The 26,959-nt window shown below is 57.2% G+C and carries 21 protein-coding genes and 5 pseudogenes; 17 read left to right on the forward strand and 9 right to left on the reverse strand.

The window, feature by feature from the left end:
• Positions 1 to 43 precede the first annotated feature (43 nt).
• The 6 genes from MU558_RS04440 (at position 44) to MU558_RS04465 (ending at position 6,738) form a co-directional block, all read left to right on the forward strand.
• Positions 44 to 1,018, forward strand: coding sequence for a quinone oxidoreductase family protein (locus MU558_RS04440; protein WP_246972265.1), 975 nt, complete (start codon positions 44 to 46; stop codon positions 1,016 to 1,018).
• 90 nt (positions 1,019 to 1,108) lie between these two features.
• Complete coding sequence (locus MU558_RS04445; protein ID WP_246972268.1) at positions 1,109 to 2,647, forward strand: class I adenylate-forming enzyme family protein; 1,539 nt, start codon at positions 1,109 to 1,111, stop codon at positions 2,645 to 2,647.
• Between the two features lie 112 nt (positions 2,648 to 2,759).
• Complete coding sequence (locus MU558_RS04450; protein WP_246972269.1) at positions 2,760 to 3,731, forward strand: ABC transporter ATP-binding protein; 972 nt, start codon at positions 2,760 to 2,762, stop codon at positions 3,729 to 3,731.
• Positions 3,712 to 4,731 (forward strand): ABC transporter ATP-binding protein, encoded by a 1,020-nt coding sequence (locus MU558_RS04455; protein ID WP_246972271.1) that lies wholly within the window; start codon positions 3,712 to 3,714, stop codon positions 4,729 to 4,731. The genes MU558_RS04450 and MU558_RS04455 overlap by 20 nt, the downstream gene beginning before the upstream one ends.
• Positions 4,732 to 4,811: 80 nt before the next feature.
• Positions 4,812 to 5,771 carry an ABC transporter permease gene (locus MU558_RS04460; RefSeq protein WP_246972273.1) on the forward strand — a complete coding sequence of 320 codons (960 nt, stop codon included), beginning with the start codon at positions 4,812 to 4,814 and terminating at the stop codon, positions 5,769 to 5,771.
• Position 5,772: 1 nt separating this feature from the next.
• Positions 5,773 to 6,738, forward strand: coding sequence for an ABC transporter permease (locus MU558_RS04465; protein WP_246972275.1), 966 nt, complete (start codon positions 5,773 to 5,775; stop codon positions 6,736 to 6,738).
• A gap of 257 nt (positions 6,739 to 6,995) precedes the next feature.
• Here the strand turns inward: MU558_RS04465 and MU558_RS04470 are convergent.
• A pseudogene (locus MU558_RS04470) lies at positions 6,996 to 7,318 on the reverse strand (IS5/IS1182 family transposase); the annotation flags it as partial.
• Positions 7,319 to 7,729: 411 nt separating this feature from the next.
• Here MU558_RS04470 and MU558_RS04475 point away from each other — a divergent pair.
• Positions 7,730 to 8,155 carry a winged helix-turn-helix domain-containing protein gene (locus MU558_RS04475; protein ID WP_246972278.1) on the forward strand — a complete coding sequence of 142 codons (426 nt, stop codon included), beginning with the start codon at positions 7,730 to 7,732 and terminating at the stop codon, positions 8,153 to 8,155.
• Positions 8,156 to 8,348: 193 nt separating this feature from the next.
• A complete protein-coding gene (locus MU558_RS04480) occupies positions 8,349 to 9,170 on the forward strand; it encodes an IS5 family transposase (protein ID WP_246972281.1) in 822 nt (273 codons plus the stop codon).
• Positions 9,171 to 9,590: 420 nt separating this feature from the next.
• Here MU558_RS04480 and MU558_RS04485 read toward each other — a convergent pair whose 3' ends face one another.
• Together MU558_RS04485 and MU558_RS04490 are read right to left on the reverse strand one after the other, a co-directional pair.
• Positions 9,591 to 10,625: a tyrosine-type recombinase/integrase gene (locus MU558_RS04485; RefSeq protein WP_246972284.1), complete on the reverse strand. Its 1,035-nt coding sequence runs from the start codon at positions 10,623 to 10,625 to the stop codon at positions 9,591 to 9,593.
• A gap of 290 nt (positions 10,626 to 10,915) precedes the next feature.
• Entirely contained in the window at positions 10,916 to 12,022 is a 1,107-nt protein-coding gene (locus MU558_RS04490) for a tyrosine-type recombinase/integrase (RefSeq protein ID WP_246972286.1), read from the reverse strand.
• Between the two features lie 427 nt (positions 12,023 to 12,449).
• On the opposite strand from MU558_RS04490, the pseudogene MU558_RS04495 reads away from it, so the two are divergent.
• Positions 12,450 to 13,082 (forward strand): annotated as a pseudogene (locus MU558_RS04495) (IS6 family transposase).
• Positions 13,083 to 13,146: 64 nt separating this feature from the next.
• Here MU558_RS04495 and MU558_RS04500 read toward each other — a convergent pair.
• The 4 genes and pseudogenes from MU558_RS04500 to MU558_RS23380 form a co-directional block, all read right to left on the reverse strand.
• Positions 13,147 to 13,580 (reverse strand): annotated as a pseudogene (locus MU558_RS04500) (winged helix-turn-helix domain-containing protein); the annotation flags it as partial.
• Positions 13,466 to 14,032, reverse strand: coding sequence for a transposase (locus MU558_RS04505; protein ID WP_246972289.1), 567 nt, complete (start codon positions 14,030 to 14,032; stop codon positions 13,466 to 13,468). The pseudogene MU558_RS04500 and the gene MU558_RS04505, both read right to left, overlap by 115 nt.
• Before the next feature lie 34 nt (positions 14,033 to 14,066).
• Positions 14,067 to 14,189 (reverse strand): hypothetical protein, encoded by a 123-nt coding sequence (locus MU558_RS23120; protein ID WP_265781567.1) that lies wholly within the window; start codon positions 14,187 to 14,189, stop codon positions 14,067 to 14,069.
• Positions 14,190 to 14,201: 12 nt separating this feature from the next.
• Positions 14,202 to 14,336, reverse strand: a pseudogene (locus tag MU558_RS23380) (IS630 family transposase); the annotation flags it as partial.
• A gap of 341 nt (positions 14,337 to 14,677) precedes the next feature.
• Here MU558_RS23380 and MU558_RS04510 point away from each other — a divergent pair.
• The 7 genes and pseudogenes from MU558_RS04510 to MU558_RS04540 all read left to right on the forward strand — a co-directional run.
• A pseudogene (locus MU558_RS04510) lies at positions 14,678 to 14,921 on the forward strand (IS701 family transposase); the annotation flags it as partial.
• A 208-nt stretch (positions 14,922 to 15,129) separates the two neighbouring features.
• Positions 15,130 to 15,546, forward strand: a complete 417-nt coding sequence (locus tag MU558_RS04515) for a DUF7985 family protein (protein ID WP_246972291.1) — start codon at positions 15,130 to 15,132, stop codon at positions 15,544 to 15,546.
• A 41-nt stretch (positions 15,547 to 15,587) separates the two neighbouring features.
• Complete coding sequence (locus MU558_RS04520; RefSeq protein WP_246972294.1) at positions 15,588 to 17,342, forward strand: DUF8186 domain-containing protein; 1,755 nt, start codon at positions 15,588 to 15,590, stop codon at positions 17,340 to 17,342.
• 44 nt (positions 17,343 to 17,386) lie between these two features.
• A complete protein-coding gene (locus tag MU558_RS04525; protein WP_246972297.1) occupies positions 17,387 to 18,178 on the forward strand; it encodes a hypothetical protein in 792 nt (263 codons plus the stop codon).
• Positions 18,175 to 19,317 carry a TrbL/VirB6 family protein gene (locus tag MU558_RS04530; protein ID WP_246972299.1) on the forward strand — a complete coding sequence of 381 codons (1,143 nt, stop codon included), beginning with the start codon at positions 18,175 to 18,177 and terminating at the stop codon, positions 19,315 to 19,317. The genes MU558_RS04525 and MU558_RS04530 overlap by 4 nt, the downstream gene beginning before the upstream one ends.
• A gap of 2 nt (positions 19,318 to 19,319) precedes the next feature.
• The gene (locus MU558_RS04535) at positions 19,320 to 20,435 is read left to right on the forward strand and encodes a TraC-like domain-containing protein (RefSeq protein WP_246972301.1); all 1,116 of its coding nucleotides are present in this window, start codon (positions 19,320 to 19,322) and stop codon (positions 20,433 to 20,435) included.
• A gap of 46 nt (positions 20,436 to 20,481) precedes the next feature.
• The gene (locus MU558_RS04540) at positions 20,482 to 22,611 is read left to right on the forward strand and encodes a VirB4 family type IV secretion system protein (RefSeq protein WP_377071367.1); all 2,130 of its coding nucleotides are present in this window, start codon (positions 20,482 to 20,484) and stop codon (positions 22,609 to 22,611) included.
• A gap of 616 nt (positions 22,612 to 23,227) precedes the next feature.
• On the opposite strand, the gene MU558_RS04545 is transcribed toward MU558_RS04540, so the two are convergent.
• Positions 23,228 to 23,503: a hypothetical protein gene (locus tag MU558_RS04545; RefSeq protein ID WP_246972303.1), complete on the reverse strand. Its 276-nt coding sequence runs from the start codon at positions 23,501 to 23,503 to the stop codon at positions 23,228 to 23,230.
• A gap of 795 nt (positions 23,504 to 24,298) precedes the next feature.
• Complete coding sequence (locus MU558_RS04550; RefSeq protein ID WP_246972304.1) at positions 24,299 to 24,760, reverse strand: hypothetical protein; 462 nt, start codon at positions 24,758 to 24,760, stop codon at positions 24,299 to 24,301.
• A gap of 66 nt (positions 24,761 to 24,826) precedes the next feature.
• Here MU558_RS04550 and MU558_RS04555 point away from each other — a divergent pair, with 66 nt between their 5' ends.
• Positions 24,827 to 26,944 carry an ATP-binding protein gene (locus tag MU558_RS04555; RefSeq protein WP_246972305.1) on the forward strand — a complete coding sequence of 706 codons (2,118 nt, stop codon included), beginning with the start codon at positions 24,827 to 24,829 and terminating at the stop codon, positions 26,942 to 26,944.
• Positions 26,945 to 26,959 lie beyond the last annotated feature (15 nt).

The raw sequence follows: 26,959 nt of genomic DNA on the forward strand, positions 1-26,959 counted from the left end.
ACTCAGTGTGAATTTTTTTATCCCCCCTTGACGAACGGTATCTATGGACGCGGTCAGGTACTACGAGTTCGGAGACGAATCGGAGATGACGCTCGAAACCGTCGAGCGGCCGGAACCCGGCGATGGCGAGGTGCTGGTCGAGATCGAAGCGATCGGGGTGAACCCGGTCGACGCGAAACTCCGCGAGGGGGCGTTACCGCAGAAACAGTCCTTGCCACAGACGATGGGGACCGACCTGGCTGGGCGCGTCGTCCGCGTCGACCAGGACGTCGACGCGTTCGATCCCGACGACAGGGTGTACGGCACGGGGTTCGGCTGGAACGACCCCGGGACGTACGCCGAATTCGCGGCCGTCCCAGCTGACCGGTTGGCGGAGATTCCGGATGGAGTCACGTTTGCCGACGCGGCGGCGGCATCACTCGTCGGTGCGACTGCTTGGCAGGCGCTCGTCGACCAGGGCGACATCACCGTCGGGGACACCTGTCTGATTCACGGAGGGACCGGCGGCGTCGGACACATCGCCGTCCAGCTCGCGGTTGCCGCAGGCTGTCGCGTGGTCGCGACGGCCAGAGCCGGGGAGCCGATCGACACCGTCGAGCGACTTGGTGCCGTCGGCGTCGACTACCGATCCGACAACCTGGCCGAAGACCTTCAGGACGCGCTCGACGGACAGATCGCCGACGTCATTCTGGAGACGCACGCACACGCAAACCTGGCTGCAGACGTCCACGTCGCCGGACGCGGAAGCACGGTCGCCATCATCGGAACTGGTGACCCCGTCGTGCTGTCGCCAACGGAGGCGCTCGACGCGATGCTCAACCGCGTCGATCTTCGCTTCTCGTCGATCATGTCCTCACCCGAGATCCACCAGCAGGCGCTTTCCCGCCTCGCGAAGCTTCTGAACACTGGCGACGTGAATCCGATCATCGCGGAAACGTACCCGCTCGAGGATGCGGGGGCCGCGCTCGTTCACGCACAGACCGCAAACAACGTCGGAAAAGTCGTCATCGATGTATAGCCGGCACCGCCGTCCCGCCGAGCTGAGGCGACGGACATCGCTACCCCTGGGGGCGAAATATATAAGTTCTCTGAGAACCCCGGTGGAAATATGCGGATCGAGACACTACTGGAGCGGCGAATAGACAAAACACCGGGCGCGACATTTCTCACTTTCCCCGAGTCGGCGTACACCTACCGCGAAGTCGGGGTTCGAGCGCAGAGGTACGCCAGCGCGCTCTCGTCGTACGGCGTCGAGGCCGGCGACAGGATTGGCCTGTTTCTGCCCAACAGCCCGCCGTTTCTGTTCGCCTTTTTTGGGGCATGTTACCTCGATGCAGTAGTCGCACCGTCCAACCCGGAGTACACGGCGCGGGAACTCGAACATTCGCTCGACCTGTCGAACCCGCGGGTGCTGGTGACGACGAGCGGCCTGCTCAACGTGGCCGAGCAGGCGGCAAGCGATTCTAGCGTCGAGCGCATTCTCGTTGTCGACAACGGGGGCGAGTACGACTCCCTCCCCGACCGGGCGTCAGCCTGCGAACCGGTCGAGTACGAACCTGGCGTCGGCGCGTCGTCCGATGTCGCAGTCCACGTATACACATCCGGCACGACCGGCCCCCCAAAGGCGGTCGAGGGCACACACAACGGGTGGACGACGAGTGCGATCGACTTCCAGAAGCGGATGGGCCTCACGCACCAGGACACGTTGCTGACGGCGCTGCCGCTGTTCCACGCGAACGCTCAGATCTACACGACACTGGGCGCGGCCGCTGCCGGCGCCAAAGTAGTCCTTTATGAGAAGTTCTCCTCATCGCGCTGGTGGGAGTGGTGCAGGGAACACGGCACGACGGAGTTCAACGCGATGGGGAGTATGCTGAAAATGCTCGACAACCTGCCCGAAACGGACGACGACGCCGACAACCCGGTTGAACTAGTGTTTTCAGCTGGCACCCCGCCGGAATTGATCGAGCCGTTCGAAGACCGCTTCGATCTGCGCGTCGTCGAGGGATACTCCCTGAGCGAGGATCCGCTGTTAATGTTGAACCCGACCGACCCGGCGAAGCGTAGTGTCGGGAGCGTCGGTCTGCCGCCGGCGGAGAAAGCAATCCGCGTCGTCGACGAGAATGGCGACGAGTGTCCGACCGGGGAGAAAGGGGAGATCATCATGCGCTCGCCGGGGTTGATGAACGGCTACCACAACCAGCCCAAACAGACGGCCGAGGCGATCCGCGACGGCTGGCTCTACACTGGCGACTACGGCCGGATCGACGAGGATGGGTTCGTCTACTTCGTCGACAGGAAGAAAGACATCGTTCGCCGCGGCGGTGAGAACATCTCCTCTCACGAGGTGGAAGGAGTGATCAAATCGCTCGACGGGGTCGACGAAGTGGCGATCATTCCGACGCCAGACGAGTTCTACGGAGAAGTGGTGAAAGCGCTCGTGCGAAAGAAATCGGATGCCAACCTCGAACCAGCAGACGTCCTGGCCGCCGTCGAAGGCGAACTCTCCTCGTTCAAAATCCCCGAATACGTGGAGTTTGTCGAGGATTTCCCATACACGCCGACGGGGAAAGTACAGAAACAGAAGCTCCGCGAGCGCGAGCGTACCGAAGACGTCTCGCACTGGGAACGGCCCGATTCCACTTAGTCGCGCACTGGCGGAGGCCTCCGAGGACCGACTCCCATTCTCACCAATGCTTTTATATTGGCATGCATCCAGTGTCGTAGTAATGCGATCGTTGAATGTCCAGAATCTCTCAGTGAGATACGCAACCGAACGGGGCTCGCTACTCGCCGTCGACGACGTGTCCTTCGACATTGAGGCGGGAGACATGTACGGCCTCGTTGGCGAATCGGGTGCTGGAAAGAGCACCGTCGGGCGCGCGATCATGCGCATGATCGAGGATCCGGGTTCGATCACAGGCGGTCAGGTCGTCTACGGTGACCGTGACATCCTCTCTGTCCCTGAATCTGAGATGCAGACGATCCGCGGGAACGGAATTTCGATGATCTTTCAGGACCCGCAGGCCGCGCTGAACCCAGTATTGACCGTTGGACAACAACTCCGCCGCGTCCTGCGGAGTCACGCGGACGAGACTTACTCCAAAGCAGAGGAGACCGAGCAGATCATCGACGCCCTGGAACGGGTGGACATTCCGGACCCAGAGTCCCGGCTCGAAAGCTACCCAGTCGAATTTAGCGGCGGGATGAGCCAGCGAGTGATGATCGCTATGGCGCTGATCAGCGACCCATCGATTCTGATCGCCGATGAGCCGACGTCGAATCTGGACGTTACGATCGAGGCGAACATCCTCGATCTACTCGAGGACTTACAAAAGCGCAAGGACCTGACGATTCTACTGATTACTCACAACATGGGGGTTGTCGCCCACCACTGCGACAGGATCGGTGTCATGTACGCCGGGAAGCTAGTCGAAGAAGGGGACGTAACCGACGTGTTCGAGCGGCCAGGACACCCGTACACGCGGGATCTCGTGGGCTGTGTTCCGCGACCTAACGAGACGAGGCGCGGCCAGCTTCCGACGATCGAGGGGACCATGCCGACGCCGATCGATCTTCCGGATGCGTGTTACTTCGCACCCCGGTGTTCGTTCGCCGACGAGCAGTGCTGGAAGGAAGCTCCCGGAACGGAGACCGTCCTGAACGACCAAACGCACCGGACTGCATGCCATTTCCGCGAGGAGGTGACCAATGTCGAAGACAACGCTTGACATGGACGACGCCGGGGAAGACACCGCTGTGCTAGAGGTTGAGCACCTCCAGAAGTACTTCACGAGCGGCGGTCGCATCGATCGCCTTTTCGGCGAGCAGAAGACAATCCAGGCCGTTGAGGACGTGTCATTTCACCTCGCGGAGAACGAGACACTGGCGCTTATCGGCGAGAGCGGCTGTGGCAAGAGCACCGTCGCGAAGACGCTGATCGGCATCCACGAGCCGACTGACGGGACAATCAGGTTTAACGGGGAACCGATGACCCCCGAGAAAGTCAGGACGAGCCCGATCCAGCTGATCTTCCAAGACTCTTCGGAGTCGCTGAATCAGAAGAAGACGGTCGGAAGCATTCTAGCGACGCCGCTGAAACTGAACGGCGACAACGACCCGGACGAGCGGATCGACGAACTGCTGACGAAGGTCGGGCTCGATCCGAGCGTGAAGAACCGCCATCCTGGAACGTTCAGCGGGGGGCAGAAACAGCGCATCGCTATCGCGCGGGCACTTGCGAGCGATCCAGAGCTGCTAATCGCCGATGAACCGGTCAGCGGCCTAGACGTGAGCGTCCAGGCAAAGATCATCAATCTGCTCGACGAGTTGACCAGCGAGATGGGCGTCTCGCTGCTGGTCATCTCTCACAACCTGGGCGTCGTCCGCACCATCTCCGACCGGGTTCACATCATGTACATGGGCGAAATTGTCGAAAAAGGGGACACCGAAGACGTGTTCGAGCACCCGGCACACCCGTACACGAGGGCATTGCTGTCATCGATCCACGTACCTGATCCGAGCGTCACCATGGACCGAGTCGAACTCTCGGGAGAACTCCCCGACCCGAGCGACCCGCCAACCGGCTGTCGCTTCAGCACCCGGTGTCCGCAGTACATCGGAAGCGTCTGTGAGGACGTTAATCCAGAACTCACCGAGGAAAGTTCGAACCCGGAGTGGCCGATCCGGGGAGACAACCACTGCTCTGCGTGTCACAAGCATGATGAGTAACGAGACCGAAAGCTACATACCGGTAGCTGTCAATGGTGGTAACTATCCCGATATAGCGGACAGTTTTCCGAGGTAAAAACATGGCACGAAATCTCAAAGCGCTCCTGGTTCGGCGACTATTGCTTACGATCCCCATACTATTCGGGGTGTCAGTGCTGGCTTTCATATTCGTCGCGTTTGCACCGCAGTCACCGGCAATCGCCAGGCTCCAGACGACGAACCCAGAGGCGATCGCACAGTTGGAGGAGTCAATGGGGCTGAACCGCCCGCTGTACGTGCAGTACGTCGACTGGCTGACGAGCGCACTCACCGGCGACCTGGGCCAGTCACTCGTCAAGGACCAACAGGTGAGCACCCTGTTGTACGACCGGATACTGATCTCGGGGCAGTTCGCCATCTTCGGCGTCGTGTGGATGGTTATTTTGGCCAGCTCGCTGGGATTCATCTCCGCGTTCAACCGAAACAAGATCCAGGACCACATCGCCCGCGTGTACGCGGTACTGGGGATCTCGATCCCCGACTTCGTCGTCGGCATCTTCCTGCTTTTGATCTTTGCCGTCCACCTCGAGTGGCTGCCGGCCGGCGGGTTCGTTCCGCTGCGTGAAGGCGTCGGAACGTACCTCAAACACATCCTATTGCCGTCGTATACAGTCGGGTTCCTGTTTACTGCGATCGTCATGCGGATGTTCCGGGGTGACCTCCTTGAGATGATGAACAAAGAGCACGTGAAAGCCGCGAAGGCGATGGGAGTTCCTAAGTACAAGATTGTGCTCCAAGACATCACGAAGCCCGCGGTGATCCCAACCCTGACGACGATCGGGATGTCCATCTCGATTCTGATTTCGGGCGTCGTCATCACCGAGATTGTGTTCGCGATCCCCGGACTGGGGCGCCTCCTCGTAAATGCCGTATTCGATGGCGACTTCACCATCATTCAGGGGGCAGTGCTGATCATCGCAATCATCTTCGTCACCGCGAACCTCGTCGTGGACGTCCTGTACTACTATCTTGATCCGCGGATCCGGGTGAGGGGTGACTGATATGAGGACCGAACGCAATACAGAGCCGGATGTCGTCCAAGAGCGGAGTGCACAGTTCGAATCCGAAACCGAAGAGTACAGGACCGAGCTCCAGACGCTCCTGCACCACTTTCGGCACGACCTGCTTGGAGTGGTCGCGCTCGCGTTGCTAGGGTTCGTCCTGCTTATGACGGTAGCCGGGCCGATGCTGCTCTCCCGTGGGCCGATCGAGCAGAACTACGCGTCGATCCGCGCGCCGCCAGGGTCGGAGTTCCTGCTCGGGGCCGACCAGCTCGGCCGATCCGTGCTGTCACGGATGGTCGTCGGCGGCCGTTACTCGATCGCCATCGGCGTCTTGTCCGTGTTGTTCGCGGGGACGCTCGGGACAGTGATCGGAAGCGCTGCCGCCTACACCGACCGCGAGTGGCTGGACGAGATGTTCATGCGGAGCATGGACGTCATTATGTCGTTCCCCGCCATCGTGATGGGGATCGCCGTGATGGGGATCTTTGGGAGCGACCCGATCTCAGTCGGCCCCGTCGAAATGACGAACTTTTGGAAGCTGGTCATGATCATCGGTGTGATCTACACACCCAGGTTCGCCCGCATTACGCGTGGGGCGGTACTCCAGGAGAAGGGGAAAAGCTACGTGTTGCTCTCCCGGATTGAAGGAGCGTCCCACGCCCACGTGTTCCTCCGCGAAATCCTGCCGAACGTCCTCTCCCCGCTTTTAGTAATGTTCACCTACCGGATCGGGTCGGCGATGATCCTCGCGGCCGCGCTGAGCTTCCTCGGGATCGGCATACAGCCCCCAACGCCGAGCTGGGGGAACATGCTCGCTGACAGCCGCGACCTCATCTTTATCGACGTCTGGTGGGTGACGGTCTTCCCCGCGCTCGCCCTCGCGACGACAATTGTCTGTCTCAATATCCTCGGCGACTCGATCCGCGACGCGCTTGACCCCGACGTGGACATCCTCGAAGACTAAGCCTGTCGGGCACGATCTACCCAGGTCCTCATCAGTCCGATTCCACGCCAGAATACACGCGCTCCGAGGCCGTACAGCCGATACGTGAAGGTGCGCGCCGATAGGGTCTGCGAGGGCTGCGGAGAGCCCGCGCCGTTCACGAGCAAAAACCGGACGAACGTACCTCCATGCGCATCATATTCGCGAACTGAGCGACGGGAAGCCGGATCGGCCTGATATGGTCGTCGCGTTGGGCGCTGTTCAGATTAGAGTTTGAACGTCACGTGTAGATCAACGATTGCGTTCGTATCGACCAGCAGTGTTACTTTGAGTTGCTGAATCGTGAGTTTGGATCGTTTCGTGTAGTGTGTTGAGGCGTGACTTCGGTTAAATCGGGTGCGTCAATCCCAACGACGCCTCTTCTGACAAGCGGCATCGCTGAGAGGTTCAATAAGACACGCCATACGGTCATATCAAGCCGGTTGAACGCCTTATAGAGCGTGGATGGCGTAGGTAGTTCGGTTAATCCAAGGACGCGACGAATGCGTGGCATCTCAATCAGTTCGTCAAGCAGTCCACGGTAGGTCGTATTCTTCCGAATCATCTAGACGGCCGCGTCGGTAACCTCGTTGATGACCGGGTTGTCTAATAGGTACACGTCCGTCGGTCGATATCCTCCGCGGCAGGCCGCGTTCAACGGGTTGACGATCGGCGCGATAAATCGTACTCCCGTTCGTGATCCACACGCACTCCATAGATACCTACGAGTCCAATAAGTGTGAGCCACCCAACTCACGAGGGTAGCTAGCTTGGTTATTTTGCGGTATTCCGCTTCAGAAGCACTTGTCATGAGTCAATTCACCACCCCTCTCTAATGAGAGGGTGTCGGACGAATCCATTGCTGACACTTCCTGACGGTACTACTGACCGAACGTTACTGACGTAATTCGACCGTTACGGACTCTTCTTTACGACCCTAACACCAATATGTGAATCCTTACCATTTGTTACTATGACTACAATTGGCCTGGACTGCCGGGATATCATACATGCGATTGAACGGCACGATGGCAGTGCCTCGACCACGGAAATACGACGCGAGACTGGACTCGACAATTCCAGCGTCCGATACCGGTTCCGAAAATTGGAGGAACTTGGACTCATCGCAACCGAACGAGACCCAACAGCCACACCCGAAGGCGTAGCACCAATCACGATAGCCAAACTCACGGATGACGCTCGCGAGGAAATTCAGAAAGGACTAATCGTTGAATCCAAGCGTCAGCGGGCCAAAATCGAACCTGCAGACAATGCAGAGAGTATAAAAGAATTGAAAGAGGAACTCGCACAACTCCGCGACCGTGTGCACCTCCTCCAGAGTAACCAAAATTGGATAGGCCCGCGGGTTGAGGAATTAGTAGAAGACCACCACGAGTAACTCGTACAGAAACGGTACTACGTCGTCGACCAATTCTCAATATAAAGGCTGGATTCTCTATCTGGAGTGTGGCTATTATGATATTTCAACGATTCCGCGAGAATCAGTTAACTGAATATCGTGCTCTGTAGGATCGCTAGACGGCACCGCCTCAATCACGTTATCTCCGTAGAAAGCGAAGAGGCAGATTGGTTTGACATCCGAAATCCGCCTCTTCACCCGAGAATGCGTCACGAAAGCTAAAGACGTTGTCGAGAACCCAGACGAACCCGCCGACCCCGAAGGGGGTGGCGGGTTCGCCGACTGGGCGATGCTTACGCTGCAAGCCTTGCGAATCGAACTCGGGAAGTCTTACCGCCAGACAATCGATCTCCTGAGCGAAATGCCCGGCATTCTCGACGAAATCGGCCTGACGCGGCTTCCTCACTTCACTGTGCTTCGAGACTGGTTGGAGACGATCCCAATGGAGACGTACCGTGCGTTTCTCGGCGAATCAGCCGAGAAACGCACTGGTCACGCCGCAATTGACTCAACCGGCTTCGACCGTGACCAGCCCTCACGATACTATGCTCAGCGAGCGCACTACCGCGTTCGCTCGCTCAAAGTAACTGCTCTCGTCGACGTGAGAACGCTGTACGTCTACGACGTTCACTGCACGACCACGAAGAAACACGACGCGAAGATTGGTCCGCAGGTCGCTCGGCGAAACGCCGAGGACCTGCGGTCACTCGCTGCTGATCGTGCGTATGACGGAAAGCCGTTCCGAGACGATCTCCGTGCAGACCGCATCCGACCGCTGATCAAACATCGGATCTACTCCTCGCTTGATCGAGCGCACAACGCCCGAATGAGTAGCCGCTGGTATAACCGTCGCTGGATGGTTGAAACCGTCTTCTCGTCGATCAAGCGCACGCTCGGCTCCGCCGTGCGTGCGCGCAGCTGGCACCTCGAATTCCGCGAGATGGTGCTCAAATGTGCCGTCTACAATCTTCGTCGGTCGGTTAGATATCCGTAGAATCGGCCGCAGGCTATCGGTTTCCACCGAACGGAGAAGTAAGTGAAAACACTGGAATCAAGCCTCGTCTAGCGATCCTACGAAGCAGAATATCGGGCCTTATCCTTGTACCGGTCCCGTTCGCAGTCATAGTGCTGTAGCATGAATTTTCTCGTCGTTTCGAAGTCACACCAGGCGCAAAAGTAAACAACACGCTCACGGTGTTCTGCATATACCATCTCGTGTGGTCCAATCCGTCCGATTTCTTTTGGCTCTTGCATATATAATATTATATATGTTGTATTGCTAAGGTGTTTGGGAGAAGGAGGGATTGTGTTGACGGCGAGATGAGATATTAAGAATTAGCTGACGGGAAGAGAATCTGTAGGCCTGAAATTTAGCTAATTATCACAATACGGGTTCAATAGCCTCGAATACCAGCTAGATACTCTCGAGGCCCTCCTGCCGATACTCTACGGGAGTGTGCGTGTACCGTCTCGTCGTTTGGAGGTTTTTGTGCCGCAGCTGATTGGCGGTCGCGGAAAGTCCCATCTCTGTTTCGAGATAGGTGCCGGTCGAATGGCGAAGGGCGTACCACTTGAGGTCCCGGTTCTCGTCGTCGAGTTCTATTTCGTCGAGGAGCTTCCCCAGGAAGTAGTTGAGGGTCTTGGAGTTGTACGGATTGCCCTTACGGTTTAGCCAGATCGATTCCGTGTCGTCGTATTTGGCGATGTTCTCCCGCTGGCGCTTCCACTCCCGTAGAGCGTCGACCGTTTCGCTCCGTAAGGCAATCTCCCAGTGGTCTCGGTTTTTCGACGCTTCCTCCTTAGGGATGAACAGCGCACCCTTGGAGAGCCGGAGCCAAGACATCCTGGCCCGTTTGACTTCACAGGGTCGAAGTCCGGCATCGAGCGCGGTCCACAGCAAGGAGACCCACTTGTAGTTGGTGTTGAGGTACTCCCAGTCGTCCGGGCTGACGTCCGATTTGGGTTTGCCCAACTTCTGGGCGATGTGGGCCTTCCAGCGGTCACGTTCGTCCGGCGTGAGGTCATTGTACGCGGGAACGGACCCGTAATCGAGAACGGCATCCCGGAGTTGTTGCCGTTCAGCTATCGAGAAGTAGTCGGGAATGTTGTAGGTTTTCTCGTCGAAGTTGACCTCACATTCCCAGAGCTTCTCCCCACGTTCGTCGTAGAGCCAGTAGAAGTACTTAGAGAGACTGTCCATCTCTCTTCGCTTCGTCGCCTCCGCGTACGGCTCACCGCTCCTTTTCCGGATTTCGTCGTTCTTCAGCATTGTCGCAACTGCGTCCGCGTGCTCGTGTTCCAGATACGAGACGTACCCGACTTCGTTCCAGGTGAGTCGATAGTACTTGTCGACACGGCTGAGGTAGTTGTCAACCGTATCGGCTGCGAGTGGCTTCTCTTCCTTTGGCTTCTGACCGCACTCGCGAAGCCAGGATTCGAAGTCGTCCATTATGGACTCGTAGGTGGTTTCCTGCCGTGGCGTGAGTTCGTATTCATACCGTTGATTGTTATTCGATTGTTGATTAGACGTACCCATGTAGTCATCGGGAGAATGTCATATCATTCTCCCGACACCGGAATCACCTTCATGTCTGGTCGTCTGAGATACACATATTAAAACCCATCGCGCGAAAATTCTGAAGATAATCGGGGTGCAGGCTGGATATCGGTAGGAATGTTTCGTTCTTCCTCCCGTGTTTCACGATAAATTGCTGACCAATTGCTAGTCATATACCCAATTTATCCCATCCTATCGAGCGCGTCGCGACGTTCCTCGACGGGGGTCTGATCGTACTTCATCGTCGTCTGCTCGCTCTTGTGGCGTAGTTGTGCCTGCGCTGCCGCGAGGTCCTCTTCACGGGTCATGTACGTTCCTACAGAATGGCGAATCGTGTACCACGACACCCGGCGGTTCTCGGTGGGAATTCCCGCCTCCTCAAAGAGTCGATGGAGAAGATAGCGAAGCGACTGCGACGAGTACGGGTTTCCGTGATTCGTCAGCCAGATGGTCTCCGTTTCATCGTACCGGGCGTACGTGTCTCGCTGGTCTAACCACCGTTCGAGATACTCGACCGTCTGACTCCTGAGGCCGACGAGCCAGTTATCCCGGTTTTTCGATGACTGTTCCTTCGGAATTCGCAGGAGTTGATTGTCGAGGTCGACCCACGATGTTATCGCGCGCTCAACCTCAATGGGACGGAGTCCGGCATCCATCGAAACCCAGACGAGCGAGGGGATTTTCCAGCCGTTCGCGCGATCCCAATCGGCAGGGGTGACGTCAGACTTCGGTTTTCCGAACCGCTGGGCCAGGTGAATCCGCCACCGATCGCGCGCCTCCGGTGAGAGGTCGCTGTAACTGGGTGCGCTGCCGTACTCCAGCACCGCTTCACGAATCTTGACGCGCTCCTCGCGCGAGAGGTAGTCCCGCGGGTTCGACGCAGAATCTCGGGTGTAAAACGTAATCTCGGGCGTCCACTCCTCCAGTCCGTGCTCGTGGTGTCGCCACTTGAACAACATCTTCACCGCTTTCTGGCAACAATCCTTGTGAGCGGTACTCGAATCCGTGCCTGCGAGTTCCGTCATCCACGCGTCCGCGTGATCGTGGGTAATCTCCGCCGTGTACCGGCCTTCTTCTTCCCAGACGAACCGATAGAACTGGTCCATGCGAGCCGCCCTGGGCTTGACCGTCCCGAGCGCGTATCCCTCTACACGGTCGGGATCTTTCCCGAACGTGAGCAACCAGTTGAGGCAGGCCTCACGCTGTGTTTGGTAGTCGACGGTCTGGCGCTCGTTGAGGAACGCCCGGGATTTGGCGGTTACAACGTTTATCCCGCTCAAATCGGGCATCTGTCCACCTCATTCAAGTACCCTTTTCGCTTGCCGTGGCAAAACGAAAACCGCAAGACTGCGTCGGGGTGTTCGATCTGGTGTTCTAACTTGCCTTTGGACATTGTTGGACGTGGCGTGTTGCTACGTCCAAAATCGAGAGACGGCGTCGGGGAGAAGTGCTCCGACGGGGATTCGAACCCCGGTCATTGCCTCGAGACGGCAAGCTGTCTCGTCGTGCCGAAAGGCGCAAGCGCCTTTCGTAGCAATTCGCGTACATCGCGACCCCCCGGTTCGCTCGGTGTTGGGATATTATGGTTTGCAGTCTTCCTGTTCTCTCGGTGTGAACCGTCCGCTCTCGCGGTCGAACAGGAAGATTCCGGGCTGTGCCAACCGGCGCTGTTCAGATTAGGATGAAGGGTGAGGCGGCGCGATTTGCTAGTGGTTCATGCAAGAAATCGATCGCCTCATCGAGTCTAGCGGCGGCATTCAAGTAGACTTTGTGGAGCGAGAAGCGACACCGCGCGAACTAATCCGGTTGAGTATCCGCCTTCATCTGGCTGAATTACCACTTTTAAACACTGTTTTCGTATTAGAGAGGTTCGGTGTCGAGCGCACACGCTCGACCGTCCATAACTGGGTACAGAAAGCCGAGTTACAGCCGACCGGCGGGAAACAGCCGGATCACGCCGCGCTCAACGAAACCGTGATCCGACTCGACGATCAGCGGTACTGGTTGTACGCCGCTGTCGGTCCCGAAACCAATGAATTTCTCTACGTTCGGTTGTATCTAACGCAAATGACTTCGATAACGCCGTTGTTTCTCAGTGAACTCCGTGAGAAACACGACGTCAACCTCGTGTTTCTCGTCGATTCAGTCCCGTGGTTGAAGGCTGCATTACACGATCACAGGCTCCGATTTCGCCACGAGACACACGGAAATCGGAACGCAGTCAAACATCTCAACTAAGATATGAAACAACTGACCTTACAGTTTGGAAACTGCTTCAGACGTGCCGATCCAGACACCGTCGAAACGTGGCTCCAGAGCGACGCATCCTGCTGGAACCAGCTAATCTGAACAATGCCGGTAGATAGTTCAGCTGTTAGTACCCGTACCAGAACCACTTGTGCTTTAGTAGAAGTTAGAAGTAGTTACTCATATCTGGTATAGAGAGTTGATCAAAAGCCATATCATTCGCTGTCGTGGGATCGTCGAGTGACTCGAAAGAGCGGTTGCTAAGTGACGATTGTAGCTGTCTCCAGCACTCTTCGACCGATCTAGTTCAGGTGAATATGCCGGGTTTCCGCGCTGCACGCGGGTCAACTTGCGCGGATTTCTTGGGTTGATCGATACAGACTACTGTGGCGTCCATGTCCCGCCGTGCTTTTTGAACTGCTCGCGGAACGTTTTTTGCTCGTCAGCATCGGATTCGGCGGCTGTACGGCGTGGTTTTTGACAGCTCAATCCCGCTTCTTTGAGCAACCGCCGGCAACTCGGGAGTGAGTACTCGCCATCATAGGTTTCGTCAAGATACTGTTGGACGAACGCCGGCGTTGAGTGATTACTTGTAACACCTGAATATCGGGAAGGAAGGTCTCAATCCAGTCACCAGCAAAACTCAGTCGTTGACTCAGCCGGAGAAACGTCTTGGTAAGGAACGGGCGGAAGTGATCTTTGTCCTCGAAGATGGTCGGTGAAGTCTCGCGTTTGACGTCTTTCCACAGCGGTTCGATTGCGTTCAATGTCGGCGAGTACGGCGGGATGAAGACGAACTCGATGCCGAGTTCGTCGGCCTGTTGTTGAGTGAGTTTTGCGTGATGAGAGCCGTAGTTGTCGGCCACGAGCAGAATCCGGCCTCGCGAATTCTGTTTGGGGATCTCTTCGAGTGCCTCGATGATCGTCTCCTTGACCAGCCGCTCTTTGTACGTGATCACGCTTTTGCCAGTCAGCGCGTAGAAGCCGATCGACCGCCACGGCACTGCTACTAGCGGTTTCTCTATCTGGACGGGACGGTCATACGACCACATTCGCTGAGAGTTCTCGAACGGTTGTGGCCACGCTTCATCGAAAGAATCCGAACACGACAGGATCGTCTTCTTCGGACTCAGAATCGTCCTCGCCGAGCGCCTGGTCAAGGCGCTCGGCGAGAATCTCCTCGGCGTTCTCCGGGCTTCGGGGATCCATTGGCCGTGGCTTCGCGTAGTGCATTCCAGAAGCCCGAAACTTCCGAGCGAGATGCGTTGGGTGGTAGGTAACGTCGTAACGGTCTTTGAGGAGTGCGTGAATCTCGCGTGGTGTCCACGGCTGGCCGTCCTCAAGAGTGGTACAGATATCAGCCCACTGGGTAGGGGGTAAGTTTCGGCGGCCGTTCGCCGTCGAAGCGTGGGCGTAGCCCCCTCAAAACCCTTCTCATTCCACGCGTGTGCCCAGCGGCTACTCGTTGGCTGAGAAACGCCCACAGATTCACCCGCCTGCTGTTGAGTCTTCTTTATCGTACAGGTTTTGACAAAACAGCGTTGCCGGACGAAACGCGTCTCGTCCGCCTTCTATGGCTCCTCGATAGCTTGGTTCAATTCCGTGTTCGACAGATGCTCAACGACCTCAAACCGACGTCCTCCTGTCATCACGGCGAATACGCTGGCTGCGTATTCATCTGTTGCGCTAATCACTCCCACTGGCACCTTCTGACGGCTGCCTACAGTCTCGTTCGTCTTGATTCCGATTCGAGTGCCTTGGGGACGGTTCGCTCGAAAGCGTCATCGTTTCGAGCGAACCTCGAACATTCCCTGAAAGAAGCCGTCTACAACCTTCTCTCGTTGGTTCGAGACAACGATGATCGTGTCGTCGATGACCGAGATTGACCACCCCTTCATTCACTCAACCACCGGGGCTAACGTGCAAAGCGGAGTTATTTGAACACTACTGAGAGAAACCCCAGTACGGGATTGTAACCAGTTTCTTCGTCGGTTTGTTGTACTCGTTGTCGCCTCATCCGCTACAATCACCAAGTGTTATTAGCATAAACTACATTCTAGAACTAAACCAATGAATTATTATATGTTCTCTACCGTCATGACAGCCTGATGTATAGAATTCCCAACCACTATGCACTCCAATCCCACCTATGCAACCAGTAATCGACGAGATCGCTGCAAAGGCAGTTCCCGAATGGAACCCGTGGTCACGGCGTCTCGTTCGGCAAGTACCTTTTGTACTCGTCTTGGTTAGTCTCGTTGCAATCGAACCAGCCGCTGCCGAGGATGGCATTGTCTGTGAAGCCGAGCAGTTGCCAGGTATGATTTCGGGCTTTTTCCAGATCACAACGGCACTTGGAATCACCGGGCTCGTCGTAGTCTGGCAGGCGGACTCGCTTGCCGAAATGTTCACTGTGAATCCTGAACAAAAGAAGGGGCTGAAACAGCACAAGCGGACTGCCCTCAAATCCGCGGTGATCCTGCTGGTACTTGGACCGCTCTACACAGTTGCCGGTTCGACGATGGGGCTTCCCCTCGCCGAGTGCGTCGATCTAGTGCCGTGGTAATCACGCCTAGTGACTACAGACTCTCGGGAGTCATAGACAAGATGCGCCAGCTGGTCCACACACTCGGTGTCATCGTGCTCGTCGGCGGACTCGTAGCCGCCAGTGGAACAGTGAGTGGCGACCAGCCACCTCGACCTGGTACCGACGAGAGCGAACTTGACGAAAACGAGACCGCGACGCTCTGGTCGAAAGACGCAGATGAGTGTCTCAGCGATAAGGAGTACTACGACCACTATGGCGAGAACCGAACTGATCTCCACGCGTTAGCCAACTGTACGGACATTTCGTTCGCCGAACCCCCAGAGACTGCTGAGATCTGGACTGAGTACGACTTCGAGTCGCTCGAGCCCGGCAGTAGCAACACGTCAGTGTATCCAGAACACGCCGAGACTGCAGACTCGCTCGCGATTGCCGACGCCCATGCGACGATCTTCGCCGTTCAGCCGTCGACAATCGTCCACCTGAACGATGATGAAACGCCGCTGTACGTCGCTCCAGACGGCGAGCTTCGAGGACTCATCGACTACCGAGTGCGCGTTCCAGACGACGATCACAGTGGCAACCAGACCGTTGAGTGGTCACTTCTCGATCACGGGATTGACGAGGTCCGACTCGAGCAAGACGGCGAGGTGCTCGCCGAACACGAGGGCCAGCACACGCCGACGATCGAGTACGCACTCGAGGGAAGCGGCACGTCGACGCTCACCCTCGAGGCGGACATCGAGGTCGACCTCGCACGATCGATTACGGAGCGAGTCGGGAATCGGACGAGCACGCAGAATGAGACTCGATCGACCACCTTGACAGTCTCGAGCGACCTCGAGGTCTACGTCTACGATCTGACGGCTTCGATCTACGCTGCCGAGTATCCTGATGACGATGCTGGCGTCGCGATTTACCAGGCACAGCCGTGGCACGGGTACGTCCTGACGGAGGATGGTGACGCGACGGTTCGTGGCGTCTGGCGGTACTATACGGCTCGAGACACGGCCTGGGATTCGCTTATCCAGTCGTCGGCGACTGATCGAAAGGTGGTCAACTCGGATGCACTCCCAGTCTACGTCCGGGCGTATCCGTCAGAGACTGGCCCTCGTGCCGATCCAATTCTCGACGGTCCAGATATCGACGAAGTATGGGGACTCGAGAGTCCCCCGCCGAACGCAACACTTCACGAAAACGTCGAGGTCGATGTCGTCGACGACCCCTATACTCGTTCGTACGGCCTTGCGATCCGCTACGGCGAGGTCGATCGGGACCACCTCGAGGTTCAGGGCATCGTCCGTGACACGACTGCCGAACTCGTCGAACCGGATGGTGGAACTGAGCGTGAAATCAGAGAGAGCGACCTCTCGGTCGAGATTCTCGAGCAAAATGAATCCGCAGCAACGATCGAAATCGAACTTCGCGATGCCGAGACTGGCGATCCGATCATGCTCGAGCAGCCGTTCGAGGACAACCCTCGGTCTGCGCCGATCGGTGTCGAGCCGCGTGATGGGTATGTCACGATCGCTGGCGAGCGCGTCGAGACGAATGCCTCTGGCATCGCGACGGTGACTGTGACACAGCCCGGAATCCACACTGCAGAATACCATCCCGGCTCGTGGCGGACGCACGACCCCGCATACGTGGGCGAGACAGCGAGTGTCTCGTGGCATCCGCTAACGACGGCGAGTGGCTGGTTTACGTTCTTCGTTGACGTCCTCTGGCTCTCGATTCCCTTCCTGGTAGCGCTATACGCGGGCCTAAAGCTCGGCTCGTTCCTGCACATCCCAGACGAACACAATCCACGACCATGATTCGACACACCTCCCAACCCCGACGTACCGTCCTAAGTGGAATCGTGACCGGCGCAGTGGTCGCCGTGAGTGGCTGTTTGAGCGGTAGTGAAAACGATGACCCCAAATCCGACACAACCAATCCTGGTGGTGACGGTGTCTTTACGAACATCTTCGTCGACGGGACGGAGCTTGTCCTCGAGTTCACAGACGAGGCATCGATCGATCAGGTGAACGTGATCGATCCAGATGGCGAATTATTCGCCGAGCGGTCGATTTCGACAGGCGTCGGCCGTGAGACGATCGAGATCGGAACCGGGTACCAGCCCGGTGAATACGATGTCGTCGCACTCGAGGACGATACCGAGCAGACAACACAGTCGATACTGATCGAACCAGACGTCCAGATCACAGATCTTCGACTCGGTCGAAATCATCCAGACGAGATGTTCGAGGGGGCAAGTGAGCGTGAAATCGAAACTGAAGCCATTCTTACTCTCGAGAATACAGGGAGTGGTCCAGACGAGGTTCGACGTCTGATTTTTAGCGGCGATGTACCGCGACCCACACCTGATGGCTTCGACGAGAGTGGAATCGCCGATACAGATAGTGATATCAATCGCTATGCTGACACAGTCGAACTTACTGCCGGTGATGAAACCACAATCTATAGCCAACAGATGCCTTTCTACTCGGTTGATCCAAACATATCCTGTTCTTCGGACACTACTGAAGGAGAGTTTCAGGTTATACTTGAGACGGTTGTCCAAGAGGGGTCTCCTTCTGAAACTTATACAGTAACGTACACAGGTGAAAATCTGATCGAGTGTGATATCGACATTGAGGTGGCCTCATGAGCTCACTCTCAGAATTCGGTCGCCGCTGGTTCGAGGATATTATTGAGACGATCATTGAGTGGTTTCAGAACGGTCTGGTTGATGGATACGATTCAATTACTGAGGAACTGTTTGGGACGCCTGTCCCAGAAACGGACGGGAATTTTGTCTTCGGAGCTCCGACGAATGAACCCTGGGTTGACCTACACGATTCACTCGTCACAGGTGAGATTATGCTTCTCTCGTTGTTGTTACTCGTCATTTTTGTGCAGGCAAGGCACACCGTTCGAATTTTCAATTTCAGTAGCAATTACGAGGCACGAAAAGCCCGAAGAACAGCCTGGACAGGTGCCTTCTTGATCGTGACTTGGTACTGGGTTGCGGTCTTAGTTCTCTACCTCGTGAATGGATTTTCGATAGCTCTTGTCCCAGGTATAGATGCCCTCGTTCGAGGGATGGTAGATTTTCTCACAGCTTCGATTTCAAATCCGGCGCTCGCGCTGCTAATGGCAGTAATTGGTGGGATTGCCATGTGGATTATACAGGCGCTCTTTTTCATTCGGGAAATCCTGCTCTACGTCTACCTGTATGCGATGCCGATCGGGGTTGCAGTTGCGTTTGGCCACCTTCCAGTCGTTTCGCGGATTGCAAAGCAAATCTGTGTCAAGTTCGTTCCGCTAGCGATCATGCCGCTTCCGGTGGCTATCCTGTTCCGAGGATATGATCTGTTGTTTGGGTCGGGGACCGACTCAGCTCTCGCGCCAGATAGTTCGTTCTTGAGTTACCTCGTCGGCGTATCACTCCCAGTATTCGCACTCATCTTGATCTGGAAACTCTTCGCCTACGCGAGTCCGTTGACGGCGAAAGTCATCGGCGGTGCGACGAAAGGTGCAGTCACGATCGGTGCAGCGGTTGGGGCCGCGAAAGTGGCTGGTCCACTCGCAGCCACGACAGCTGCTCGCTGGGGACCGAAAGCGGCTGCGTGGCAAGTCGCTGGCCAGCGATTGGGTGGACAGCAGCACTCGTCGAACACCCAATCCAGCGGTGACCCCGGTGAGCAGCACGGAGGGACCGCTCACGATAACGTCGTGTCGGACGCCTACGGCCAGCGCGGCGTGCCACAGTACCGACGCACCGAGAACGATCCTGGATACTACTGACCATGGCAGATCGAGAAGCAGCGTCCCGACGGATCATGGACGAACTGGGCGAGGAGAATCGCGTTCCGATCGTCAACGTCGACGAGGGTGACGTATACGTCCTGCTCGGCTTCCCGATTGCTGGACTCCTACTCGGTGGTCTGACCGGGATTGATACCCTTGTCTTTCCGCTCTCCCTCGTCGGCGTCGTTTTCGGCGTCGCCGCAGTCTACGCCAGTCCGTCCCATCTTTCGGCGTCGACGTGGCTCCTGGACGTCTATCGCTACTACGGCAAGCGTCCGCGGATCACCTACAGCGTCTCGGACGAGACCGAACACGCTCGAGAACAGCCAGATTCGACGACGACCGAGGGCGGGGTGATCAACTACACACCCTTTGCACCGGACGAGCGAACGCAGGACCTGACCAAAATCGAGCGGGCATGGCCTGGTGCCGGTGCGATCCAGCGAACCGACGGGACGATGGAAGCGTTTCTCGAGGTGGATCCGGGGAACATGGACTTCGCGATGAGTGGTGACTGGGCGCACGTTCAGGACGTCGCCGCGGAGTTCGCAAACAAGGAACTCGACTACCGCCTCAAGTTCCACGCGACGACTCGATCGTTTCCGGTCGCAGACCTCATCATGCAGATCGAGGACCGACTCACCGACGAAGACGTCACCGAGAATCCGATCTTCGAGGAACTCCTGGCAGAGTATCGTGAACAGCGACCTCGAGAACTCGACGGCGCCCAGCAGATTCGCTACTTCATCGGCGTCCAGGTCGACCCACTCGAGGTGTACGATCGCTACCGTGACGAACGCTCGCCAGCCGAGAAACTGACCACGATACCGGTCATCGGCTTCCTGTTCAATCCGTTTGTCACCCGGCGGGAGGACCTCAGCGACGCAGAGGTCCGTGCGAAGATGTTCAACAGGCTCGATCAGCGCTGTCGAGCGGTCCAGACGGAACTGATACAGAAGGCCCCAGGATGGTCGGCTCGCCGTATGAGTACTGTCGAACTGTTCGTCCTCGCGATGGACTTCTGGAACGGCGAGGAACACGAGTACGACGACGCACGCAACGCCGTTCGCGAACAGCCAATTATCGGCCACCAGCGGAGGAACGACGATGAGTAGCACGACTCCTGTCATCGCCGTCTCGTTCGTCGACCTCGAGCGAGGTATGACTTCACTCGAGCCGGTCTCCATCGCTGGTGGACTGATCCTGCTGGCTGTTCTTCTTGGCGTTGGCGTGAAGATCTACCGGGCTCGAGCACACGACGTCGAAGAAGTCGACCTCTCAGACCTCCTCGACGAGGAGACACTCGAGGCCGGCGACGTCGAAGGACAGCTCCTCGAGGACATTGCCGAACGCCACAAGAGTGTTGTCGCTCCATCGGCGATCACGTGGGAGACGCGAGCCGCACAGGTCGGTGAGCAGTGGACGTCGACGCTGTACATCGCCGACTATCCTGATTATCCCAAGGATGGGTATCTGAACGAGTTGTTCGAACTCACCGACGTCGAATTCGATCTCACCGTCCATATCACGCCGAAGAATCAGCAGCACGCCCGTGACGAACTCCAGCGAGTCGCCGACGACCTTCAGGTCGATGCGGACCTCGAACAAAGCGTTCGTGGCGCCTACCTTCAGGAACGAGCCAACGAAGCAGTGTCGACGTACAAGGCGGTCGAACACGGCAGCCGCGTCTTCGACCAGGGAATGTTCGTCACCGTTCGAGCAGAGACGAAAGACGGGCTTCGTGAATCGGTCCGGGCGATTCGCAGTCGACTCCGTGAACAACCCGCCGGGCTTTCGCCGAAGACGGCCATCTGTAAGCAAGATCTTGCGGTACAGGCTGCGGCCCCGATCGGGCCGAATCCGTTCGGTCGAGAAGCCATCGCCCTCGGTGGCGCTATCGGAGCGTTGCTGGCATCCCCACACAACGCGACGATTCTCGAAGATGGCGGCGTCGAATTCGGCATCCACTGGAAAAACGAGAGCCCCGTCGTGATCGATCCGTTTGCGCGGGAAAACGGCTATGCGATGTTCACCGTCGGCGATCCTGGCTCCGGAAAGTCGTTTGGCGCGAAGCAGAACTTCATCCGATCGATCGAGCAAAGCGAGGACCGAATCGGAATCATCCTCGAGCCGCTGAACAACTGGGCCGGTGTCGCCGAAGCCCTCGGCGGAACGCGGATTACGGTTGGTGGCGATATGGGACTGAACCCACTCGAGATCAAACCGACACCCGAACGCATTCAACGAGCGATGGGCGAGGACGCCAGTCCCTACCGAGAAAAGCTCGACAGCGTGATGAGCTTCCTCTCGAACTACTTCGCCCTCCGTGGCATCCAGCTCGGTGATACACGAACGACGCTCGAGACGGCCATCGAAGAAGCATACGCTCGAAACGGCATTACGGACGACATCGCGACGCATCACAACGAGAGCCCGACGATGCGAGACGTTCTCGATATCCTCGAGGAGATGGTCGATAACCCGGAAAGGTTCGTCGTTCGGACGGACGAGGAAGCGCAGAAAATCGAGTCGGATGCGACGTGGTTGATCGACCAGTTACGCTCCTTTGCAGCGGATGGGCGCTACGAAAACCTCGGGCGGCCGACCGAGTTCGACCTTCGGGACGAGAAGGTGGTCTACCTCGATCTGGCCCAGCAGGAGGGCAGCCTCGGTGGCAGTACGAGCCTCATCATGCAGCTGTTGATCACGCTGGTCTACGAACGGGCGAAGGAGACGGACAAGGAGGTCGTGTTCGTCATCGACGAAGCTCGGTACTTGATGCAGGATGCAGCGAGCCTCGAGTACCTCGAGATCGTGTTTCGCCATCATCGCCATCACGATCTCTCGATCCGGATGATCACCCAGACCGTCGACGAGTTCTTCCAGCACGCCGAATCAGAGGCGATCCTCGATCAGTGCGCAATCAAGCAGTTCCATCATCTCGATGGGATGGACCAGCACTGGGCGAATGAGTTTGGACTGAACTCGGCGCAGATGCGGTTCGTCCAGGATGCTGTCCCCGGGAGTGAGGACATCGGTTATTCGGAAGCGCTCGTCGGCGTCGACGGTGACTGGCGTGGAATCGAGGTCCACGCACTCGAGAAAGAGAAGACGGTGATCGACTTCGACGCCAAAGAGCAATCTCGAGCTGAGCTCCCTGGAGTTTCTGAAAGAGATGGACGACAACCCGCAGAAGACACGCGAACAGACGAGACGAGCCCTGAAGAGCAGCGAGACACAGTTCACGAGGTTCTAACGTGGACTGATAGAGGTGACCGATCCGATGAGTGAGTACATCCGAGTGATACCAACCTCTGAGGAACTTCACACCGCAGAGATTCCGTCCGCACTCGAGAGCCTGCACAAACTGACGAACCCGAATGTACGGGGGTTGTCGGACCGACTAAACCCGTTTGCTGATACTTCCCCACCGACGTTCGAATTCCTCGCGGTCAGCGAAGGGGAAGACGAGCCAGTCGAGTTCTACTACGGTGTTGACCACCCAGCACAGCTCGAAACTCTCGAGAAACGGCTCAAGACGATCTACCCGCGAACGTTCGACATCGATCGATGTGAGTTGGATCTCGAGCGAAAACTCATTCAGCCGGTCGAATACACGTCCGAGGAGTATCACGAGCGGCTTGCGGCCGAACAGTTGCTGGACTCTCCAATCGTCGGTGAACAGGCTGACCAAGAGCGTGAAACGGTCGAGAGAACTGACGGCGGTCGGTCGACCGTCGACGACGGGCCCGAGTTTGCTGACCTCGAGACGGAACCCGTCGATGTCGAATGTGCTGATGAATCGGTTCTCGAGTACACCTCTGATGAGTCTACCGAAGACAGGGGTTCAGCGCTTGATGGAGGAACGCCACCCACCCCAGAGTCAGAGACCATCTTCGCCCGACCGTCACTCGAGGAGGTCGAACCGATCGGTGTCCAGTGGTATGGTCGGGCCGAGCGCAAACGCGACTGGATGACGACGATCAAATCGTTCGCGAACTGGGATCCGGATCCAACCGAGTACGATACCGAACAACCCCCACTCGCGACACTGATCGATCACCTCACCGAACTCGAGTACCCGATCGCGTTCCAGGTGGTCTGGCGGCGCAGAGCCGAGTGGGCCGCCGACGCGGAGTTGCGAATCGAAGACCTTCGAGATGGGCGAGATACGTTCGGACAACGCTACATCGGCCCGCTGTTCGAGATCGGCGATGTCGACCCAGAAGATGGTCAGCGTAATATCGGAACGAAAGCCCGAAACCGAATCGAACGGATCGAAGCGAAACACCCAAAACGAACCTTCACCGTCAATGCTCGAGCAGTCGCGCTTCCAATCCCCGATAATGGCGAGACAGCCGAGCGTGTTGAAACCCAACTCGACCAACTCGCTCAATCGCTGAACGCTTTAGATGGTCCCTTCTACGAACTCGAAGGACACCGACTCCGCTCGAAGGGCGTGTTGAATCGAACGAAGCGAAAACATGCCCGAGCGGTCCTCGAACGCGTGCTCAATGGAGAGCTGGTTACGGGACGAGGGAAATGCCGCCCTGATCTCGTGTTGAACGCCGATGAACTCGCAAACCTCACTGTTGTCCCGTCATCACAGGATCTGACGGTCGAAGGGAGCCGTGGTGCACGCTCTGAGCAACGCTCTCGGAATCCGCTCCCACGGCCGCATCCAGATCTAATGGATGGGTTCAGAGAGGGCATGGCAATCGGGTATGCGATCGATGAGAATGGGGAACCGGAAGACCAGCCGGTCTGTATTCCACCGTCGTTGCTGCCGACCCACTACGTTCGCGCGGCAACGACTGGCGGCGGAAAGTCGAAATCGCTGACCAACGACAAACTCTCGCTATACGAGCAGACCGACGGCCCGGTTATCCTGATCGACGCAAAAGGCGACGGACTCTGTGGGGACTACATGCGAGCCCACGCTCGTCGATTCGGTGTCGATGACCTCGAGGAGAACGTCTTACATTTCCCCATTCCCGATGTTCTCCCCGGATTTGCCTTTTTCAATATCGAGCGCCAGCTCAAGAACGGGGTCCGCCGTATCGACGCGATCCAGAACAAAGCGGATCACTACGAAGAGGTTCTGAAGATGGTGATGGGTGAAGAGCGCTACGAGCGAGCAGTCGTCGCGCCAACGCTCATCAAGTATCTCATCAAAACGCTCTACGATGACGAGTATGGCCGTGAGAACGGCCGCTACCGTGAGAGTGTGGATTACTTTGCCCACGACCAACTCGAGTACGTCGTCGACCAACTCTGGCGTGCCGGACCACCAGAGCCCGATGAAGGAGCAGCACCACGCTCGAGTCATCCACAGGTCCAGCGACGGATACACCGCCAGCTCCAGCTCGATCCAAATACGTTTGCGACTGTAATGGGCGGCGTCAGTAACCGCCTCGACTACATCTCCCAGGATGAGCACCTCCGTCGTGTGTTCAACAACACTGAACCGCAGTTCGACTTCCGCGATGTCCTTGACGACCGCACGGTGATCCTGTTCGACCTCAGTGGCCTTCGCGATGAATCCGCGAAGGCGATGACGGGTGTGATCCTGACGGAGCTCTACAACGCGCTGAGAGAGCGTGGTGACGATCTGCAGGAGAAACCAGATGACTACGTGGTCAACCTGATCATCGACGAGGCCTCGAGTTTGGCTGTCTCTGACGTGATGAACACGCTGTTGGAGAAGGGACGGAGCTTCCGACTGTCTGTTGGCCTCTCACTGCAGTTTCCCGAGCAACTCGACGTCAAAGGTGGCCGTGAGGTCTACCTGAACGTTCTGAACGACGTCGGCAGCCCGATCATCGGCAAGATCGCCGTCGACAACGAGATTGCGAAGGTGATGGCCCACGAGGATATGGACCCCGTCGAGTTCGCCAATCGAATCCGGTCACTTCCACGTGGTGAGTGGATCGTCCGCTTACCGAGTCCGACGTTCGGTGAGACTGGCCCAGAGCCGTTTAGTTTAGCCCCGCTACCGATCCCACCAGGCCATCCCGAGAGTGATGATCCCTTGACTACCCACGAGGAGCAGGCGTTTCAGAACGCACTCAAGCAGATTCACGAGCGAGCGGATACCGAGTACGGTGCTGTAACTGAATCGCCTCCCACGAGTCGGACTCCGGATGCTGTTCGCGAGACGTTCGAATTAGTGTCCGAAGACATCGATATCGCTCTCGCAAACGCAGTGCGGACGATCCAACTCCGACAGGATGTTCGCGAAGAGAATGGATGGGTCCCTGTACAGCCGGTTGACCAAGCACTTCGAACACAGTTCGAGGCTGCCGATGCGTCACCACCGTCGATCGAAGAGCTTGGAGAAATCCGGGATCGTTCCCGCCTGCTCGAGGTCACGCTCAACCAGGAACACGGTGAGATCGTCGTCCGGTTGACCGACGAGGGCGAAGCGGTGACCGAACCTGATACGGGTGACGTCCGATCGTCGGGCAGCAATCTTCACGATACATTGTTGTTCGCCGCCGAGCGGGAACTCTCTCGGCAGGGGTTCGATGTCACCGTCTTTACGCAGGATGGCAGCGAGAAACCCGATGGGCGAGCGGTACATCCCGACTGTGAGCACATCTTTGATATCGAGGTCGAATCAACGACGGTCGACAAACCGGTGAAGATCCTTCGGAACTTCCACCGGGCTCGAGACGCTGACCACGTCCCACTGTTCGTCGTTGCCTCTTCTGAGGACAGTGACGACGAACTGCAGGCTGCTGCCCGTCTGGAGAATATCCTTTCTTCGCCAGTCAACGAACTCGAGTCCGGCGACGTTCGATTATACACGATGGATTCGCACCTCACGTTCGATGGTGGTGCGAACGCTCGAGATGGTGTGACTGCAGTTCGGCCGGCGACTGGTGACTCGAGACGCTCTGTGTGGACTCGGCAAGGTGGAGCGTATCTGTTGCAGGACGGAACGGGAACTGAGTTCATGACCGTCTCGTCGTTCGATTCGCTCTCACGAAGCGATGTCCCTGCGGTATATAGCTACGACAGAACTGCCGATGAGTACGTTGTCTACGAGCCGACCAAACGCCATATTTACGAAAGCAGATCAGCGTTCGAACAAGAGTGGGTGCCGATTCGTGAGCCATTCGTCCCCAACACGGTCACGGCACAATCGGATGAACCTCTCGAGTTATCTGTGGTTGCTGTACTCGAGAAGGATAGCGGCGCAATGCGGATCTATCGTGATGGGCAACTACGATCTCTCAAGGTCCTCGTCGAGGGAAAGGAATCGCTAGCCACTGAGCACTGTCTCAGCTCTGCCGAACAGGAGCAGTCTAATAGGTCTAACTCACCTCCTCACCCTGGGCCTGAGCGTGAACCAACTGTTACTGATCCTTCAGAGGACCAGTTCGAAAGCCGTCCCGCAGATAGATCACAGGACGTCGATTTCGGAACTTTTGTTGAGGACTGCCTTATCGAACAGGAACACGCCGAGATCGAAAAAGACGAACTCTACAAGGTCTACGAAGCCTGGGCAGACACACACGATCAGGAGGTGTATGCGAAATCTTGGTTCGGCCGGAAGTTGAGCGAGTATCGGTACTTCCCGACTGGTGTGAGAGCTGGAGCTAAAGCGTTGGTCTCATGAGGAAGATGTCTGGTT

It is taken from the genome of Natribaculum luteum, assembly GCF_023008545.1.
Classification (GTDB): Archaea; Halobacteriota; Halobacteria; order Halobacteriales; family Natrialbaceae; genus Natribaculum; species Natribaculum luteum.